We start from the raw sequence: 18,987 nt of genomic DNA, 5'->3' as shown, positions 1-18,987 counted from the left end.
CAATAAGGATATTGTTATGCATGACGTCGTGCAAAATTACTATGGCAAAGAGTTACAGAGTACCGATGATTTAAAGACCTCGGCTTGTTGTGATATTAGCAATATGCCTGAGTGGCTCAAGCCATTACTCGCGAATATTCACGATGAAGTATTGAATCGCTATTACGGCTGTGGTCTGGTATGTCCAGCACTGCTTGAAGGCTGCCGAATTTTAGACTTGGGTAGTGGCTCAGGCCGAGATGTCTATGCACTAGCACAATTGGTTGGTGAGAGTGGGCACGTAGTCGGTGTTGATATGACCGATGAGCAGCTAGCCGTGGCCAGACAGCATCAAGCCTACCATGTCGATAAGTTCGGCTATGACAATGTGACATTTTTGCACGGCTATATCGAGAAACTAGATGAACTAGACCTTGAAGCTAATAGTTTCGATATCATCGTCTCAAACTGCGTTATCAATCTATCACCAGACAAAGCCGCGGTCATGGCCAGTGTGCAGCGTTTGCTGAAACCTGGTGGGGAGTTTTATTTTTCTGACGTCTATGCCGATCGCCGTATCCCGCAACACTTAATCGATGATCCCGTTTTATATGGCGAATGTTTGAGCGGCGCGTTATATTGGAAGGATTTTAACCGTTTGTCACGAGATGCAGGTTTCTTGGACGTACGTTTGGTCGAGGATCGTCCGCTTGAGATTACAGATCCTGCATTGGCGGCCAAAATTGGTGATATTCAGTTTTTCTCTGCAACTTACCGCTTATTTAAAATCGAATCACTTGAGGATGCTTGCGAAGATCACGGACAAGCGGTGATATATAAAGGAACTATCGAGCAGTCCCCGCACCGTTTTGATCTCGATAAACACCATGCTATCGAAGCTGGTCGGGTATTCCCAGTATGTGGCAATACGTTTCGCATGCTGCAAGAGTCACGCTTTGCGCCGCATTTTGAGTTTATCGGTGATGACAGTCGCCATTACGGTATTTTTGCGGGTTGCGGTGAGCTACTGCCATTTAATCAACCTATGATGCTGGCATCTGGTGCAGGTGGTTGTTGTTGATATCAAAGTGATGTACTTAGCATAAATTTAAATATACATGCTAAATTATAAAAAAGGCCATTAATTTAGATAATGGCCTTTTTTGACCTGATTGAAGGCAGATTAAGACTAAACCGATTAGCAGTATTTAGTTCAAAATGGAAAAGACGCATTACAATCACGGTAGCAAGGCGGCCAGTCTAATCTTGGTATGGTCATCCATCGCATCTATAGGCGTGACCAATGCTTGCGCGAGGGCATTATGGGCGATTGACTCAGGCAGTTCGGCAGCAATCAAAGCCACGGCTTTCTGTATCACTTTTTGAGCATTGTCCGTATTTTTCATGAGGTTTTTTATCGCATAGTCGGCACTGACGGCTTCTTCCGTCGGATGCCAACAGTCGAAGTCTGTCACCAGAGCTAACGTGGCATAAGCAATACTGGCTTCACGTGCCAATTTGGCTTCTGGCATATTGGTCATGCCAATAATATCTGCCTGCATCTGACGATACCATTCTGACTCTGCCCGAGTTGAGAATTGAGGCCCTTCGATACAGACATAAGTTGCTTTAGAATGGCTGGTGCCTTCTATAATATCTGCTTGGTCATAAGCGCGCGTCAAGAGTTCTACTAGGGCAGGGCATAGTGGGTCTGCCATCGACACATGGGCGACGGCTCCCTCACCAAAGAAAGTGCTCGCTCGCTGCTTAGTCATATCAATCATTTGATCTGGCACGACCATATCTAATGGCTTAAGATGCGCTTGCAACGAGCCAACAGCTGATACGGAGACGATATAGCGTACCCCAAGCGTTTTTAGCGCATAGATATTGGCACGATAAGGCACTTCAGACGGGGTCAGTCTGTGGCCCTGACCATGCCGTGTCAAAAAAGCAACGGTCACTCCCTCAAGCTCACCTAAGACAATATCATCAGATGGACTGCCATAAGGCGTCTGTATCGTCACACTGCGTTTGTTGGTCAGCGATGACATTTGGTAGAGACCGCTGCCACCGATGATAGCAATATCAGCAGATAACGTTGCCAGTACTTCCGTGTGGGGTATTGTCATAAGGACTATCCGAATGGGTTAATAAAAGAGAGACACAGACTAGTGCCATGTAACATCCTGAACCAAAAATAGCTCAGATGAAATATAGCAGAACTTTTGCCCTTATAGTTATAAATCGAGAATTCTCATTAATTTGCCATATCTAAAAATTCTTAAGAAATAATGCGATATGACAATATTTTCCAGATATCGATAAAGGTTTACAATAGCGACAATTTTTGTTTTAATATTTATTAAATGGAACTTTGTTTCGCATAGCAAAACATACATATATGTTAGCTTAATTAAAGAATGCCCTATATTTTCTCTGATAGCTTTAAATATAAGGTATTGAAAGAAAAAGAGAAAGTAAGCTAAGGTTTATTTATTGACAGAATTACTATATTATTACTCGTCTGTAACGTATTTATGTATAAATACGGATATTGTTAAACGTACAAAATCGACCACTTCAAGGATGAATTCAATGCTTAATTCTTTAAAATCCCCATTACTTTTGTCAGCTATGTTGAGTGCTGCGTTAGGTCTAACTGCATGCTCATCTCCAAGCTCAGAGGGCAGTGATACTGCATCTGCAGATAGCGCGGCAACAGATACTGCAGCAGATAAGCTTGATACTAAGTTTTTGACCATCGCTACTGGTGGCGCGTCTGGCCCTTATAACATCATTGGTACTTCATTGTCGGAAGTCTATGTCAAAACTTTTGGCGTAAACTCAAAAACTCAAACTACTGGTGCATCAGTTGAAAACGTCAATCTATTGACCCAAGGCAAGGTCGACATGGTCTTGGCTCTGAGTGACGTGGTGACGGATGCTGTCGAAGGTAAAAACAACTTTGAGCAGCCAATCACTAACATTCAACAGATTGCTGTTTTGTACCCTAATGTGGTGCAAATCGTAACCTCAAAAAAATCTGGTATCAAAAACATTGAAGATTTACGAGGCAAGCGTATTGCTGTAGGCGATCAAGGTTCTGGTACAGAAGTGAATGCTCGTACTTTACTTGAAGGGTTTGGTATCACATATGATGATGTCACCGTTGATTATCTAGGCTTTGCTGAAGCTGCTGATGGTATGAAAGCAGGTAAGATTGAAGCGGCATTCTTTAGTAGTGGCCTACCAAACTCATCTTTGATGGAGTTAGAGCAAGGTTTAGATTTACAGATTGTCACTATCAACCAAGACAAGCTAAAAGAAATCATCGCGACCAAGCCTTACTTCAAAACCTTTGAGATTCCTGCTGGCACTTATGGCAACGAAACAGCCGTACCAACTGCAGCAATTATGAATGCACTATTGGTTAGCTCTGATCTATCTGAAGCGGATGGTTATAAACTAACCAAAGCATTGTTTGATAATTTAGATGGTCTAAAAACAGCTCACCAAGCGGCCAATGATATCAGTCTAGAAACCGCTCGTGATGGCATGGTAGCCCCAATCCATCCTGGAGCTAAAAAGTACTATGACGAACAAGCAGCTAAGTAATTCATTATGGTTATCAACTGGCGCGGCATTCATTGCAGCGCTGGTTTTTTTTACGCTATGGTTAGGCTCTACGCTTCAGTCTGTCGTCGAAGTGCGAGTCGCAGGCGTAGACGGTGCTGATGATAAGGTTTGCTATTTCACTGAGCCTGATTTTCAGCTACGTTGGATACATTCTGTAGAAAAACAGTGGTGGGAAGAGCAGTATCAACGCATAGACGGCAGTAGTACAGAAGGTGCGGAGCTGTTACTGACCACGACCTATTTTGAAGCATTCGGTGCGGGAACACCCTCCACCGAAATGCTCGCTCCTATACAAAAGCCTGGCTATCTGGGTTATCAAATCAACGAAAAACTGCCTCGCCTTAATTGGGTCGTATCTAGACTTACCAAAGGTGAAATGGATTATGGTGGTCATCGTTTCTTGATTCACCAGTGGGTGCCAGACTATTCTGAAGTGGTGATCATGCCTAAGACGTATGATTTAATTGATAGATTTAAAAAGGACTTTTGTCATGAACTCCCAAGTGACGGATCAAGGTAGTGTGACTACCATGCCAGATGCTCAAGTTGATAACGATGCTGAGGCGGATGCGGTCAACCGAGCAGTATTGGAAAAATATGACCGAGAGTCAATCACGCGTCATATCACTCAAGGACCAGTGAAGTATTTTATCGCTGGCATTTGTATACTCTATTCACTGTTTCATTTATATATCACTTTTAATCCAATGCCAGCACTGTTACAGCGCTCTGTACACGTGGGTGTTGGTTTTGCATTGATATTCCTAATTTTTCCAGCCAGCAAAAAAAGCAGTCGCAAGCGAGTGGCATGGTATGACTGGATTTGGTTTGCCCTGTCTCTATCCGGTATGGGCTATCTCATTTATGAGTATCAAGACATCGTCACCTCGCGTGGCGGTATGGCCAATCAGGTCGATGTGATATTTTCCTTAATTACGGTAGTTTGCGTGTTAGAAGGCAGCCGCCGTATCACTGGGTGGATTTTGCCAATCTTGGCCGGCATATTTTTGGCCTATCCATTTGTCAGTCATCTAGACTTTATGCCTGATAGGCTTTTGACTCGCCCCTATGATATGGGTGATATCTTTGGTCAATTATTCTTAAAAACAGAAGGTCTATATTCTGTTGCGATTGGTGCATCGGTCACCTTTATCTTCTTGTTCATTCTGTTCGGTGCGTTCTTAGCACGTTCGGGAATGGGGCAGTTGTTTAATGATTTAGCATTGGCCATCGCTGGTCATAAGAAGGGCGGACCTGCAAAAGTAGCAGTCATCTCTAGTGGCTTTATGGGCAGTATCAACGGCTCAGCTTTATCAAATGTGGTTAGTACGGGTGCCTTTACCATTCCGTTAATGAAAAAGGTCGGCTATCACAAAGATTTCGCAGGTGCGGTTGAGGCCAGTGCTTCGGTTGGTGGACAGATCTTGCCTCCGATTATGGGTGCCAGTGCCTTTATTATGGCTGAGACAACAGGCTTGCCGTATAGCACGATTGCCTTAGCAGCATTATTGCCAGCGATATTGTACTATTTAGGCGTCATTGCGCAGGTGCATTTCCGTGCTGGACGTCGTGATCTAAAAGGTATCGCCAAAGAAAATCTACCAGCGGTCAAAGAAGTACTAAAAGCCCGCGGTCACATGCTATTGCCGATTGTCTTCTTGATTTTTTTATTAATCAGAAACGTACCTGTGGGATATGCAGCAGCGTATACCATCGGCTTTACCGTTGTGATCAGTATGCTACGTGCCGAAACTCGCATGAGCTTTTCTGATATTTTGGGTGCATTAGAAGACGGTGCACGCCAGTCTCTAGCGGTCATGGCAGCTTGTGCGGTCGTTGGTATTATCATTGGGGTTGTGAGTCTGACCAGTTTTGGTACGGTGATGACATCCTCTATTGTCACGCTAGGCGCAGGATCGCTATTCTTTACGCTTATCTTAACGATGTTGGCATCAATGGTTTTAGGCATGGGATTACCATCTATTCCTGCCTATATCATTACGGCGACCATGGCTGCACCAGCATTGGCCGGTTTTGATATTCCAATCTTGTCAGCGCACATGTTTGTTTTCTATTTTGGTATCTTTGCCAATATTACACCGCCTGTGTGTCTTGCAGCCTTTGCAGGTGCAGGGATATCCGGTGGTGATCCGATGAAGACAGGGTTCTTGTCCCTCAAGCTTGCCCTAGCTGGATTCATCGTGCCGTTTATGTTTATTTATAATCCAACGATGTTGATGATAGATCCAACCGGCCTAGCAGTCACGGCAAAAGATTTCCCGCTGCCACCTATTGTAGATATTATTACAGTGGTAGTGACTTCGGTAATTGGTGTCATTGCACTGAGCTCAGCACTTGAAGGCTACTTCAGAGGCAGTATGAATACGGTGACTCGTATCATCTTAGCTATCGGCGCTTTGTTATTGATTTATCCTGAGATTACGACTGGTATCGCAGGTGGTATTATTGTCCTCGGTATTGCTGCATTCAATATAAAAACAGCTGGAAAGCCAACGCCTACTTTAACCGTGTAAAGCATTGGGTTTAATCCTTTGACAATTTATCAAAGCTAAAAAAAGGGTGAATAACAAATCTGTTATTCACCCTTTTTAATATTCTTGAGATTTCGTAATAACTGTCTTAGCGGCTGTTGTTCGCAACTACTTTCACATCATTTTATTACTAAATTAGCAGCCAAGTTTGCCTTCAGCTTCTAATGCTTTTTTGCTGCGGATAGGTGCTGGGCAGTCTTCGCCGTAGTACTGACGATCTGCAAAGTAGCTTGAGCGTACCATTGGACCTGCCCAAATGCTAAAGAAGCCAATTTTTTTGCCGTAGTCCATATAGCGTTGAAACTCATCTGGATGGACATAACGATCAACAGGCGCATGGTTTTTACTAGGCTGTAGATACTGACCGATAGTGATCATATCTACATCATGAGCTTTCAAGTCATCGAGTAGGGCATAGATCTCTTCTTCTGTCTCGCCAAGACCAACCATAAAGCCGCACTTAGTAGCGATATCAGGACGACGCTCTTTATAAATCTTAAGCAAATCTAGCGAATGCTGATAGTCAGAACCTGGACGGAAAGCTTTGTATAGACGTGGCACCGTTTCGATATTGTGGTTAAACACATCTGGTGCAGTCTCTGTTAATAAATCCAACGCAATATCCATACGGCCACGGAAATCTGGTACTAGGATTTCAATCAAGCAGTTTGGGCTAAGTGCTCTTGACTCGTTTAGGACTTCCACAAAGTGTCCAGCACCGCCGTCTTTTAGATCGTCACGATCGACAGAGGTGATTACGGCATACTTAAGCTGTAGGCCTTGAATCGTCTCAGCGGTATGACGCGGCTCATCCTTGTCTAGCTCATTAGGACGACCATGACCTACATCACAGAACGGGCAGCGACGCGTACAGATATCACCCATGATCATAAAGGTGGCTGTACCATCAGCAAAGCACTGTGGCAGGTTAGGGCAGGCCGCTTCTTCACAAACGGTATAAAGCTTTTGCTCACGCAAGGTTGCTTTGATACGAGCAACTTCAGCAGGCGAGGACATTTTTACCCGAATCCAATCAGGCTTTTTCTTTGCCTCGACAGTCGGGATCACTTTAATTGGGATACGGGCAACTTTGTCATAGCCACGTAGCTTTTCGCCTTGAATGGCTTTTTTTGGTTTGGCCTTAGCAGCAGGTACATGTGTTTGTACGGCAATTGTCATAATGGAGTTATCTCTTAACCCTTTATATTATAAGGGTTTATGGAATTATCAGAATGTTTTATGAGTGCAGATATTATAGCAGAAATTTGGTCGTCAATTTTTAAACAATATTGTTAAGATTACTATGATTGCTCGGACGACCATAGTTTTAAATATCTATATCGATTTCCAACTCATTCAGTATATCTATGGCAGCTCGAAACGCTTCTTGAGTAGCAGGTGCACCGCAGTACGGCAAGCTATGCATGAGCACTTCTCTAATCTCAGCGACACTGGCCCCATTGTTAATGGCACCGCGTATATGTCCTTTCAACTCATTTGGGCTTTTTTGGGCAATTAAAAAGGCAATAGTGATTAACGAGCGATACTTGCGTGGTAATACTGAGTCATCTTGCCAAGTGCTGCCCCAAGCGTGTTCGATAATCCAGTCTTGCAGCGGTTGGGTAAATCCTGTGGCAGCATCAAGCGAGCGTTTGACATGCTGCTCACCCATGACCTCAGTGCGTACCTTGAGACCATTGTCATAGTTAGTATTGTTGTCCGCATTGCTATCAGTCATATCGTCGTCCTTAATGTTTTACCAAAATGTTTTTACCAAATCGACTACTAATCAATCGACTATTAATAAATCTAAGTTGCTACATTTTTTTAAGCGAAATTTTATCGAAGTTATTTCTTACGAAATCGTATATCAGTCATATGGTGTCTGCTCAGTCATAAAGCAAGCGCTGATTGATAAGCGTAATCAGGCAAATGCTAGTTATAATGAGCGCTACAATCATATTATTGATGGCACTATTTTTATAATAAATGTTCAATATGGCCTTACTATGCGCCTTTTCAGAGCTGAGCCATTAACATTTAAAGCGTTTTAAGCTATGATTGCACGGATAATTATTTCATATAGTATATAGACGCAGGCAGTCATGCTGACTACCCACGTAATGTGCTACACCCCAACTGACGAGGACGACTATTGTGTTAGAAGCTTATCGTAAACATGTCGAAGAACGTGCTGAGCTAGGAACTGTACCCCTACCACTAAATGAAAAACAAGTAGTAGAGTTGGTTGAATTATTAAAGAACCCGCCTGCAGGCGAAGATGCGTTCTTGATGAACCTATTAGAAAACCGTATCCCTGCTGGTGTTGACCAAGCAGCATACGTTAAAGCGGCATTTTTGGCTGCTATCTTAAAGGGTGAAACATCATCACCACTTATCAGCAAGCAAAAAGCTGTTGAAATTCTAGGTACTATGCAAGGTGGCTACAACGTTCAGCCACTAGTTGCTGCACTAGATGATAGCGAAGTTGCACAAGACGCTGCTGAAGCACTAAAGAAAACTTTGCTAGTATTTGACGCGTTCAATGACGTGACTGAAAAAGCAGAAGCTGGCAACACCATTGCTAAAGAAGTGATTCAGTCTTGGGCTGATGCAGAATGGTTCTTGAACCGTGCTGAAGTACCAAAGAAAACCACTTACACGACGTTCAAAGTAACTGGCGAGACCAACACGGATGACTTGTCACCTGCGCAAGACGCATGGAGCCGTCCCGATATCCCATTGCATTCACTAGCCATGCACAAAAACTCTCGCGACGGCATCAATGCTGACGAAGAGGGCGTTGTTGGCCCAATGAAGCAAATCGAAGCGCTTAAAGAAAAAGGCCATCCGCTAGCCTATGTTGGTGATGTTGTTGGTACTGGTTCTAGCCGTAAGTCTGCAACCAACTCAGTACTTTGGTTGATGGGTGAAGATATCCCTAACGTGCCAAACAAACGTGGCGGCGGTCTAGTACTTGGTAACAATATTGCTCCTATCTTCTTCAACACGATGGAAGATTCTGGCGCATTGCCAATCGAAAAAGTGGCAGTCGATAACCTAAACATGGGCGATGTATTTGACATCTATCCGTACGAAGGCAAAATTACTAAGCATGACTCTGATGAAGTGCTATCAACGTTCACGCTAAGCTCACCTACTTTGCTTGATGAAGTACGTGCTGGTGGCCGTATTCCATTAATCGTTGGTCGTGGTTTGACTAACCGTGCTCGTGAATATATGGGTCTTGGTCATTCAGACATCTTTGCTAAGCCAGAAGAGCCAGCTGATACTGGTAAAGGCTTTACGCTTGCACAGAAAATGGTTGGTAAAGCTTGTGGTCTGTCAGGCGTACGTCCAGGTATGTACTGTGAGCCTAAGATGACGACTGTCGGCTCTCAGGATACGACTGGTCCAATGACGCGTGATGAGCTAAAAGACTTGGCATGTTTGGGTTTCCAAGCGGATCTCGTGATGCAGTCATTCTGTCATACTGCTGCTTATCCAAAGCCAGTTGACGTTGAGACTCAGCACACACTACCTGACTTTATCATGAACCGTGGCGGCGTAAGCTTACGTCCAGGTGATGGTATCATTCACTCATGGTTGAACCGTATGCTACTTCCAGATACCGTTGGTACTGGTGGTGATTCGCATACTCGTTTCCCAATGGGTATCTCGTTCCCAGCGGGTTCTGGTCTAGTTGCTTTCGCAGCTGCAACTGGTGTTATGCCACTTGATATGCCTGAATCTGTTCGTGTTCGTTTTGTTGGTGAGCGTCAAGCTGGTATCACCCTACGTGACCTAGTACATGCTATCCCTTATCAAGCGATCAAAGAAGGTTATTTGACGGTTGATAAGAAAGGTAAAATCAACGAGTTCAACGGCCGTATTCTTGAAATCGAAGGTCTAGAAGATTTGACTGCTGAGCAAGCGTTTGAATTGTCTGATGCCTCAGCTGAGCGTAGTGCTGCTGGTTGTACCATCACTTTGTCTGAAGCGTCAGTGACTGAGTACCTAAACTCAAACATCACGCTGCTTAAGTGGATGATCTCAGAAGGCTATGGCGATGCACGTACGATCAGCCGCCGTGTTGAGCAAATGCAAGAGTGGTTGGCTAACCCAAGCCTCATGCGTGCTGATGATGATGCTGAATACGCTATCGACATCACTATCGATATGAGCGAAATCAAAGAGCCTATCCTTTGCTGCCCGAACGATCCAGATGATGCAAAAACGCTAGCAGACGTGGCTGGTGATACCATTGATGAAGTATTCATTGGTTCATGTATGACCAACATCGGTCACTTCCGTGCCGCTGGTAAATTGCTACAAGACGTACCAGCAGGTAGCCTGAAAACTCGTCTATGGATTGCACCACCTACTAAGATGGATGCACGCCAGTTGATGGAAGAGGGTTACTACAACATCTATGCACAAGCCGGCGCTCGTACTGAAATGCCAGGTTGTTCACTATGTATGGGTAACCAAGCACGTATCGCACCGAAATCTACTGCGGTATCGACCTCAACTCGTAACTTCCCGAACCGTCTAGGTCAAGGCGCTAACGTATACCTAGCTTCTGCAGAGCTTGCAGCAGTCGCAGCGGTACTTGGTAAATTGCCGACTAACGATGAGTATCAGCAGTATGCTGGTATGCTAAACAGCATGGGTGATGAAGTCTATCAATACATGAACTTCGACCGTATGGAAGACTATACTGAAGAAGCAGACAAGATTAACGTTGCTCAATTGACCTAATCTTGGTTGCAGCTTAAGCAAAACGTTTTTAAGTTTTAATATTAGAATAACCCCGTATCGTCATGATGCGGGGTTTTTTATTGATGACTCCAAGAAAATTAGTATTCATTTACAAACTTTTATTGAGTATCTATAATCAAAGCCAATGGTTGATAATTTTCACTGACGATTCCTATTTTCTACGACTGAGATAAAAAGCCCTATGGAAAATAATATTAAGCTTGATAAAGCGACTCCGCCGCCACTGCCCAGATCTACGATGGCTAACAATTATAATGCTGAAGAAAATTACGGCATCATTGACTGGTTTAAAAAGGGCATGAGAAATTACACGAATTTTTCTGGTCGTGCTCGCCGTAAAGAGTATTGGTATTTCTTTCTAGTGCAAATGGGGGTGATGATCGTTGCAATGCTGCTAGACGCAATAATATTCAGCTCAGAGACAGGTTTATTTTACATAGTAGCGGCACTTGGTTTATTTCTGCCTGGTCTTGCCGTGACTATCCGTCGCTTACATGATACTAGTCGCTCAGGATGGTGGCTTTTGATAGGGATAGTGCCACTGATAGGCTCTATTATATTGCTAGTATTTCTAGCGAGTGATACCAAGCCTGAAACCAATAAATGGGGTCTAACAGCAAAATAGTCCGGCTAAAACAGACGATAATCGTTAATAAAACGGCTGATGCCTGTTTACAAATGTCCTCACTGATTTTTGAGTTTGGTTTCTGTATAATATAAGTGCAGGCGGAAACCGTGGCTCTGTACTTCCTTTATCTTTTCTATCTCGGGACGGACCGATACTTTGATACGCACCTTTCTGTTTAAATACAGGTGCTTTGGAGTCTTGGTTGATTACCTTATCCCCAGTTAAACGCCGAATTGTCTATGTGATTGTATTTGAGATTCTGGCAATCATCTCCTCTACCTTTGTACTAATGAAGCTTAGCAATAGTGATGCATCAGAATCGCTGCCCGCTGCTATGATGATATCGCTCGCTGCCATTATTTGGAACTTCGTCTACAACACCGCTTTTGAGACTTGGGAGCAACGCAGGCATATAGCTGAGCGTACGCTGCTTATCCGTAGTGTACATGCGCTGATCTTTGAAATCGGTCTGGTATTGATCTGCTTGCCAATATATATCATCTGGTACGATGTTGGCTTGATCGAAGCATTTATGATGGAAGCGGCTTTGATGGTTTTCTTCTTAATATATAACTTCGTTTTTACCTTTATTTTCGATAAAATATTTACTTTGCCTTATCATTATAATTCCGCGACTGCCTCTTAATTAAAGATATTGACAAAAAAAGGGCTACCATATCGGTAGCCCTTTTTTGATAGTATGATTTTTTATCTTGTTATTTACCTTGATATACAGGCTTACGCTTCGCTATAAAGGCGCTAACACCTTCGATAAAGTCATCGGTTTTTGCCATCACGGTCTGTTGCTCTACTTCCGTATCTAACGCTGCGCTCAAACCAGCGAAGGCGTGTACGTTGAAGCTCTCTTTCATAGCGGCCAACGCTTTGCCTGGCAGCTGGCTCAATCGTAGCGCCAATGCTTGGACGGTGGCATCTAGTTCTTCAATACTTACCACATTGTTCACTAGATTTAAACGTGCCATGTCTTCTGCTTTCAGTTTATCACCTAGCATTACAAGCTCAGTGGCTTTTGCTGCACCTACCAATTGGTTTAATAAGTAAATACCACCTGCATCTGGCACTAGGCCGATATTGACGAACGCTTGTACAAACTTTGCATTGTCTGCGGCAATGCGGAAGTCACAAGTAAGCGCCAAGTTCATGCCAGCACCAGCTACGGCGCCTTCTAATTTGGCAATAATCGGCTTATGAATATGACGTAACTTTAAGCTGACTTCGCCTGCGCCTTCTACCATGCCTCTTAATTTGTTTGAAACAATATCCTTGTCTAATCCTTCAGACAACATCTCTTTAATATCGCCGCCGCTGGAGAAATTACCACCAGCCCCTTGCAAAATAATCACCCGTACCTGATCGTCTGCAGCCGCTTTATCTAGCGCTATCAAGACTTGGTTTTTTAAGGGCGTGCCAAAGGCGTTTAAGCTTTTTGGATCGTTAAAGGTAATGGTAGCAATGTGCTCTGCAACTTGATAATCGACGAGAGACTGTGACATTTGAGATTTCCTTATTTTAAATGACTGTTTTAATATTTTGTATCAATGACAATACTTTGAGATAAAGGTAAAAATGGTTCAATGCTGATTACTATAGCAGCTTGCTATGATTATAAAAGCATGTTTTGTGGGCGCTTAAGACACATCTACATACTGGTAAACTTTACTATTCTATCGCAAAAGCTAATGCTAGCTAATGAGACAAAACGACTGGTTCGTAAAAAGGCTATGACCTAAGGGTCTAATGGATTATGCTAATATGCCAGGTTGAGCGTAAAAGAGTCGTAAAAGACACAAGGGTACGCTCAAACTTTTCATTGATCAAACAAGGATGTGGTTATGCCAATTATCACTGTAAATAACGCTGATATTTATTACGAAGACAGTGCACCGAATGACACACAAAAGCCCGTTATCGTATTTGCTCACGGTCTACTGTGGAGCTCGCAGATGTATGATAAGCAAGTAGAGCATTTTCAAACCGACTATCGTTGTATTGCTTTTGATTTTCGCGGGCAAGGTCAGTCGCAGGTTACCAAATCTGGCTATGATATGGAGACGCTGACTGACGATACGCTTGGCTTACTTGCAGCGCTTGGAATTGATAAATGTCACTTCGTTGGACTATCTATGGGCGGGTTCGTGGCTCAACGTATCGCGCTCAAACGCCCTGAGTTGCTGTTGTCGTTAACGCTGTTAGAAACCTCTGCTGACCCTGAAGATCCAAAAAACATCCCTCAGTATCGCAAGCTGGTTAAAGCGATTCGCTGGTTGGGTATGAAGCGTGTGAGTAATAAGGTGATGCCAATTATGTTTGGCAGTACGTTTTTGGCAGACAAACTGCGCAAATCTGACCGTAAGCAGTGGCTGACGATGCTACAAAGCAATCGCAAAGGCGGCGTGGTCAAAGCAACAATGGGCGTTATTGAGCGTACCGGTACTTATGAGCAGTTGGGTGAGATTACAACGCCAACATTAATCGTGGTAGGTGATGAAGATGCCGCTACGCCTTATGCCAAATCTGAACGCATGCATTTTGCTATCGCTGGGTCAAAGCTTGCTATTATCAAAGGTGCGGGTCATACATCGACAGTAGAAGAGCCTGATCAAGTGAATCAAGTACTTCGTCAGTTTTTGGAAAGTTGTGTTTAGTGTAGCTACTGTTCGAGAGCTTTAAAGCCTCATATCTATAGGAAATCCTGAGCATATATCTATATAAAAAAGCCGCTACCTGTTATTTGATAGCGGCTTTTTTCATAGTGTGAGTTGTTAAATGACAGAAAACCATCATCAGAGATGAAAGCTACATTCGTGAGCTGTATTGGCTATGTCCGTCATCAATGGTTCCAAAGGCTTCTGCACGATTAACAATTTCAGTCGCCCAAGCACGGTGCGTCGCAGGCTCTAGCATCGTATTATTGTACTTAAATACCGCTTTGGCCTCAGAGTGAAGGATCGCTTGCGCTTCATCCAATGTACTCAGTGGCACACAGTAAGCTTGCTGTACTAGGGCGATTTGGCTTGGATGAATGACAGTTTTGCCCACCATCCCTAAGCTGACATCTCGGTTCAGCTCTTGCATAAACAGCGTCGGCTGATCCAAGTACTCAAATACTGGCGCGGTAAGATAAAAACCATGCGGCACAAAACAGCCAAGCATTTGATAAGCCAACGTACCGATAGGCGAGTCATAGACAATACTGTTTTTTGGACGGCGTAAGCGCAATGCTGCGAACAAGTCATTACCGCCGATACGCAATGCAAAAACCGGCTGGCTAAACGCTTCTTTAAAAGCGATGGCAAGCTCTTGATTGTGATGTGGATTAAATAGCGCTGCGGTTTCGAGCGTCGGCATAAGTAGTTGATCTACTTTTAGGTTCTGACAAGCCATGCGCCAGTTAGATAAGCTATACATATCAACTTTCGGCATAACGAAACCATCGATAAGGTCAATATGGGTATAGTCAGCCAGTTGCTGTAGCATCATCGGGCTACGTGGACGTATGAAGACCAGTGGACGCGTCGGATGCTGAGCATGAATCTTTGCCGATTTAGATGGCGCATTAATGCTATTCACATGCTCAGCCCAAGTATTTAGGAGGGTTCGCAAACGCTCAAGCGCCAACTCAACATCCTGCTGACTGACCGCATCCTCTAGACAGATAATAATACTATTAATCGTCGGTAATTTATCTCGCTTGATGACTTGCCAAATATCTTGGCGAGTCGCAGGCATGTACAAGCTAGCACCGAGCTGATATGGATGGTGCGTGTGCGGTTTGACCATCGCATGACGCTCAGTGATCAGATGCGCATAAGATTGGGTATCATTGTAAAGGTCTGACTCGGTTTTTAGCATATCTGACATAATTGGCATCATAAGTAGAGAGTATAAGAGAACGAAAAAGAAAGTATTTAATACCGTTAAATGTATTAAGTGTCTTGGGAGCGCTGCTTGATAAGCGTGATGGCTTGATAAGGCAGTATTTTATCACCTAATACACTGATAGTGATGTTTCGTTGCGCACATAAATGGCGTAGCAATATGGTATCAGGGTGCTCAGCAGTGGCGAGCAATATACGCTCGGGATCACGGCGTAATATGGCACGTGTTGCCTCGGCAATAGTCGGCTTAATACGGTTGCGATTGACGATATGATAATCTGCTGCCAGCGTCTCTATCAGCGCCGCAGTCTGGTAGCGTGGCTGCTGGTAAGTCGGTAAACGGGCTGGAGTAGTAGCCAATGATCGTCTCACGGCATCGATATGATCGATAAATGCCAAGCTGTGATCTACCTCAATTAAATCATCATAAAAAACACTGCGATGTAGGCCTGATGACGGCTCCGTGTATAAGCTGCGCGAAATTAATCCCGATACGGTGCTATTTAACAAACCCGATGGGATTAACCAGTCTTCTTCACTAGCTGCCAGCCAAGCAACGCCAGCCGGATCAGCAAGGGTCAGTAACGGAATGACGTCAGCGCCTTGATGAAAAATGTTGGCAAAATTAACATGGGTAGAATCACTAAACTTCTCTAGACTACGAGCCAACTCTTGATAGATGGCCCCTTTACCTGTCCAGCCATCGACGAAGACAATCGGACTGTTTGGATAAGCCTCTAGTAGCATTTGCAGGGCCACTGGATCAAGACCACGATCACGAATGATACTGATGCCATAATGTACACTTGGCAGGTGATAGCTACTGTCTGTATCCGACAGCGCACGCTGCAATAACACACCGATCGGTAGACCTGCTCGTACCAAACTGACCAAAACCAGTGGATGCTCATTACTAACGCTGTGCTGAAACACCTGATGTAGCGTATGAGACAAATGAGCAATATCAGTCGCGGTTCTTGTTGAGCCTTGCTCTAATGCCTGTATGTATAGCTGCTCATGCATTGCAGTAGGTGCTTGCTCTAAAGTCAGCATGTCAGAGTAATGGCGTTGTCCGCTTTGGATAAGCGCTTCTTTTTGACTGACGGGCACATCGGCAACCGCGTCCTTATCCACCATATCGAGTAGGACGGTGACATCGCTTGCAAGATAGCTGCCTGAGCCATAGTTTTGCAGAGCAGCTCTTTTTGTCTGTATATTAGGTAAAGTCATAGTATGAATAATAGCACTCGTGATGATAACAGTGGATTTGCGTGGCTGCAGTTTAAGCTGATGATTTAAACTAATGGTTTAGCCTGACGATTTAGACTGGTATTGCTCATGCAGTTGGCCATGATTGGGCATACCGTACCAGTCCAATAACTGCAAGAAAGGCAGGTCAGCTAAGCTATCACCAAAGCCAAAACTGGGACGCTGATGGTCTAAATGATGCTCTAATAAAAACTGTACCGCATGACGCTTATGAACCGCATGGGGCAATATCGCTAGGTTATTAGCATTCACATGTACATAGAAATCTTGGTCAAAATCACGTATCAGAGTGGGCAGTTTCTCAGCTAAATCTACGAGCGCTTGATGGTCTTTCTGTGCATGTTTGATAGCCAGATAAATGGTTAGCTCTTCATCCGTAGAACCATTGTTAAAGCTATCGATATGCGGTGTAAATACTAGATGACTTTGCTCGCTTTGACTATGACTGGCAAACAATTGACTTAACTTATTAAGCTTATCTTGCAATGGCGCAAGCTTACTATACATATGGTGCTGCCAACTGCTCAGCAGCGCTCCGTCAGACGTTAAAATAATCGCTCCATGGGTCAATACTTGCCAGCTATCAAATGGCAGTTTAACGCGTTTTATTTCACTACGATCCCGCGCCGTCACTACGATTAATTCAGTGCTGGCAAGTAGCCAGTTAAAAAAGATCGCTTGGCGCTGGCTCATAAAACTCAGTGGCTCGTCTTGTTTATTGACCGTCGCACAAACCAAAGTTTCACGCTCAGTAGTGGGTAAGTCCCATGCATCAATTTTACGCTGGGTTTGGAATAACGTGTCATCCAAATCCATCAAGGCATAAGGCTTAATAATGTCTGGGTTGGCTTTAAAAAATGAGGTAGTCATGGCGTCGTCCGTAAATAATAGGTTTGAAAGTTAGAGAGCAGTTTAATGACTAGGGCTCACCACTAGCACGTTATCTAAACCTCGCCACATAGCATCCACACTATCAGCTGATGTTTCTATACACAACACTATCAAATCCCAACCACTAGGCTCAACGTTATAAGCAAAATTGGTCATACCAAGCCCGTAATTATCATGAAAGCTCAGCATCGTGGTAATCGCTCCACCAAGCGCAATCGGTGAACGGGTTAATGCGCTAAAATTAACCATGGACGCTGTATCGTTGTTGAGCTTGTCGGACTCTGTTTCAAGCCATTCAGCCAATAGAAATGGCAACCAAACAAACTCATTGCTACCCAATACTAAGATTCTTTTTGGTAGCTGAGCAACATCAAAGTTTTCTTGATCATTGAAACGGGTAAATGCAGCTTGAAAACTCGAAAGGTAGTTAGCAAAACCCTCTGTACTGTCTAGCGTTGGAAAACGCCCCCAGTTGCCCGTATCACCGAGCGCCTGACTACCAGCGGCAGTAGTATCAACCGATGGCATCGTAATAGGTTCAGGATTGGGTGCATCTGTCCATTGCCATGCACCAGACAGTAAATGATGACGATGAAACTCAATACCAGCGAGACGATCGGCCATACGTGCAGGTGTAGCATCTGACTGTGGATTAGGTGTTTCTTGATCTAATGACCAGTCGACCAATGTTGTTAGATGCACTTGTTCTAACTGGCTCAGTCCTGCTTCACGTAAGGCAGTGACGACATTCACACAGGTATTACCCGTTGAGGCTTCATCATCGACCATAATCAGTGTTTTACTAGCCAGTAGCTGCGCTTGAGTAACGCTATCTTTGCTCTGATAAATCAAATGCTGGCTAGCATGACTGTGGTCTTCACAAAACGTCGTCAGCAAGGAGTCAGTACCATTTTCATCACTACTGTCATCGTGCTGTGCATGACGCGTAGAGTTTAATAGCAGAGCTTGAGGATAGCGCGTTTGTAGTGCCTGATGGACGCCAGCAGATAGACCAACAGCGGTCTCTGCCATACCGATGACTAGTACTGGCTCAGGCAAGTCATTAGGCACTAAATCAGCCAAATCAGTGAATGCGTTTCGCATAGTGCTTGGCGCAACGGGAATATGACGACCTAGCACTTTTGAGACAAACAAAAACGCACGCTTTGGATTAATACGCTGGGCAAATCCTAGCAAATCTTCTAATTGATAATGGTCGCGTTGTTCTACGCCATTTTTATTAGTGACTGATTTATTAGTGGCTGAGTTGGTTTGATAAGTGAGATCTAGCGTACCACGGGGTAGGGTGATGGTCGTACTGTGTTGCTCATTTAACATTCATATTCCT

Annotated in this window: 16 protein-coding genes; 8 read left to right on the top strand and 8 right to left on the bottom strand. The window is 44.0% G+C overall.

Annotated elements, in window-relative coordinates; genetic code table 11:
* Positions 1–16 precede the first annotated feature (16 nt).
* Positions 17–1,060: a methyltransferase domain-containing protein gene (locus ACQKC9_RS02620; RefSeq protein ID WP_427620387.1), complete on the top strand. Its 1,044-nt coding sequence runs from the start codon at positions 17–19 to the stop codon at positions 1,058–1,060.
* Between the two features lie 157 nt (positions 1,061–1,217).
* On the opposite strand, the gene mtnP is transcribed toward ACQKC9_RS02620, so the two are convergent.
* Entirely contained in the window at positions 1,218–2,111 is an 894-nt protein-coding gene (gene mtnP, locus ACQKC9_RS02615; RefSeq protein ID WP_427620386.1) for an S-methyl-5'-thioadenosine phosphorylase, read from the bottom strand.
* 466 nt (positions 2,112–2,577) lie between these two features.
* Between mtnP and ACQKC9_RS02610 the strand changes: the two genes are divergently transcribed.
* Genes ACQKC9_RS02610 through ACQKC9_RS02600 form a run of 3 tightly spaced genes read left to right on the top strand, consistent with a single transcriptional unit; the run spans position 2,578 to position 6,152 of the window.
* Positions 2,578–3,597 carry a TAXI family TRAP transporter solute-binding subunit gene (locus ACQKC9_RS02610; RefSeq protein WP_057760864.1) on the top strand — a complete coding sequence of 340 codons (1,020 nt, stop codon included), beginning with the start codon at positions 2,578–2,580 and terminating at the stop codon, positions 3,595–3,597.
* The gene (locus ACQKC9_RS02605; RefSeq protein ID WP_427620385.1) at positions 3,575–4,138 is read left to right on the top strand and encodes a DUF1850 domain-containing protein; all 564 of its coding nucleotides are present in this window, start codon (positions 3,575–3,577) and stop codon (positions 4,136–4,138) included. Before ACQKC9_RS02610 ends, ACQKC9_RS02605 begins: the two co-directional genes overlap by 23 nt.
* Positions 4,139–4,148: 10 nt before the next feature.
* Positions 4,149–6,152, top strand: coding sequence for a TRAP transporter permease (locus ACQKC9_RS02600; RefSeq protein WP_427620464.1), 2,004 nt, complete (start codon positions 4,149–4,151; stop codon positions 6,150–6,152).
* Positions 6,153–6,305: 153 nt separating this feature from the next.
* Here ACQKC9_RS02600 and lipA read toward each other — a convergent pair whose 3' ends face one another.
* Positions 6,306–7,349 (bottom strand): lipoyl synthase, encoded by a 1,044-nt coding sequence (lipA, locus tag ACQKC9_RS02595; RefSeq protein WP_427620384.1) that lies wholly within the window; start codon positions 7,347–7,349, stop codon positions 6,306–6,308.
* Between the two features lie 148 nt (positions 7,350–7,497).
* Complete coding sequence (locus ACQKC9_RS02590; RefSeq protein ID WP_102092355.1) at positions 7,498–7,908, bottom strand: carboxymuconolactone decarboxylase family protein; 411 nt, start codon at positions 7,906–7,908, stop codon at positions 7,498–7,500.
* A gap of 419 nt (positions 7,909–8,327) precedes the next feature.
* On the opposite strand from ACQKC9_RS02590, the gene acnB reads away from it, so the two are divergent.
* The 3 genes from acnB to ACQKC9_RS02575 all read left to right on the top strand — a co-directional run bounded on the left by acnB (position 8,328) and on the right by ACQKC9_RS02575 (position 12,226).
* The gene (gene acnB / locus ACQKC9_RS02585) at positions 8,328–10,931 is read left to right on the top strand and encodes a bifunctional aconitate hydratase 2/2-methylisocitrate dehydratase (RefSeq protein WP_427620383.1); all 2,604 of its coding nucleotides are present in this window, start codon (positions 8,328–8,330) and stop codon (positions 10,929–10,931) included.
* 202 nt (positions 10,932–11,133) lie between these two features.
* Complete coding sequence (locus ACQKC9_RS02580) at positions 11,134–11,577, top strand: DUF805 domain-containing protein (RefSeq protein ID WP_427620382.1); 444 nt, start codon at positions 11,134–11,136, stop codon at positions 11,575–11,577.
* Between the two features lie 205 nt (positions 11,578–11,782).
* The gene (locus ACQKC9_RS02575) at positions 11,783–12,226 is read left to right on the top strand and encodes a PACE efflux transporter (protein WP_427620381.1); all 444 of its coding nucleotides are present in this window, start codon (positions 11,783–11,785) and stop codon (positions 12,224–12,226) included.
* Positions 12,227–12,296: 70 nt separating this feature from the next.
* On the opposite strand, the gene ACQKC9_RS02570 is transcribed toward ACQKC9_RS02575, so the two are convergent.
* Positions 12,297–13,094 carry an enoyl-CoA hydratase/isomerase family protein gene (locus ACQKC9_RS02570; RefSeq protein WP_427620380.1) on the bottom strand — a complete coding sequence of 266 codons (798 nt, stop codon included), beginning with the start codon at positions 13,092–13,094 and terminating at the stop codon, positions 12,297–12,299.
* 339 nt (positions 13,095–13,433) lie between these two features.
* Between ACQKC9_RS02570 and ACQKC9_RS02565 the strand changes: the two genes are divergently transcribed.
* Entirely contained in the window at positions 13,434–14,246 is an 813-nt protein-coding gene (locus tag ACQKC9_RS02565; protein WP_427620379.1) for an alpha/beta fold hydrolase, read from the top strand.
* A 151-nt stretch (positions 14,247–14,397) separates the two neighbouring features.
* Here ACQKC9_RS02565 and ACQKC9_RS02560 read toward each other — a convergent pair whose 3' ends face one another.
* The 4 genes from ACQKC9_RS02560 to ACQKC9_RS02545 all read right to left on the bottom strand — a co-directional run bounded on the left by ACQKC9_RS02560 (position 14,398) and on the right by ACQKC9_RS02545 (position 18,977).
* The gene (locus ACQKC9_RS02560) at positions 14,398–15,462 is read right to left on the bottom strand and encodes an HpcH/HpaI aldolase/citrate lyase family protein (protein ID WP_227679389.1); all 1,065 of its coding nucleotides are present in this window, start codon (positions 15,460–15,462) and stop codon (positions 14,398–14,400) included.
* Between the two features lie 65 nt (positions 15,463–15,527).
* Positions 15,528–16,709, bottom strand: coding sequence for a cysteine protease StiP domain-containing protein (locus ACQKC9_RS02555; RefSeq protein WP_427620378.1), 1,182 nt, complete (start codon positions 16,707–16,709; stop codon positions 15,528–15,530).
* 78 nt (positions 16,710–16,787) lie between these two features.
* Positions 16,788–17,618, bottom strand: coding sequence for an HAD hydrolase family protein (locus ACQKC9_RS02550; RefSeq protein WP_427620377.1), 831 nt, complete (start codon positions 17,616–17,618; stop codon positions 16,788–16,790).
* A gap of 42 nt (positions 17,619–17,660) precedes the next feature.
* A complete protein-coding gene (locus ACQKC9_RS02545) occupies positions 17,661–18,977 on the bottom strand; it encodes a phosphoribosyltransferase domain-containing protein (RefSeq protein WP_427620376.1) in 1,317 nt (438 codons plus the stop codon).
* Positions 18,978–18,987 lie beyond the last annotated feature (10 nt).

Source organism: Psychrobacter sp. NPDC078409 (assembly GCF_050268505.1).
Lineage (GTDB): Bacteria > Pseudomonadota > Gammaproteobacteria > Pseudomonadales > Moraxellaceae > Psychrobacter.
Note: the sequence above shows the minus strand (reverse complement) of the source record. Positions and strands in the feature narration are given on the sequence as shown.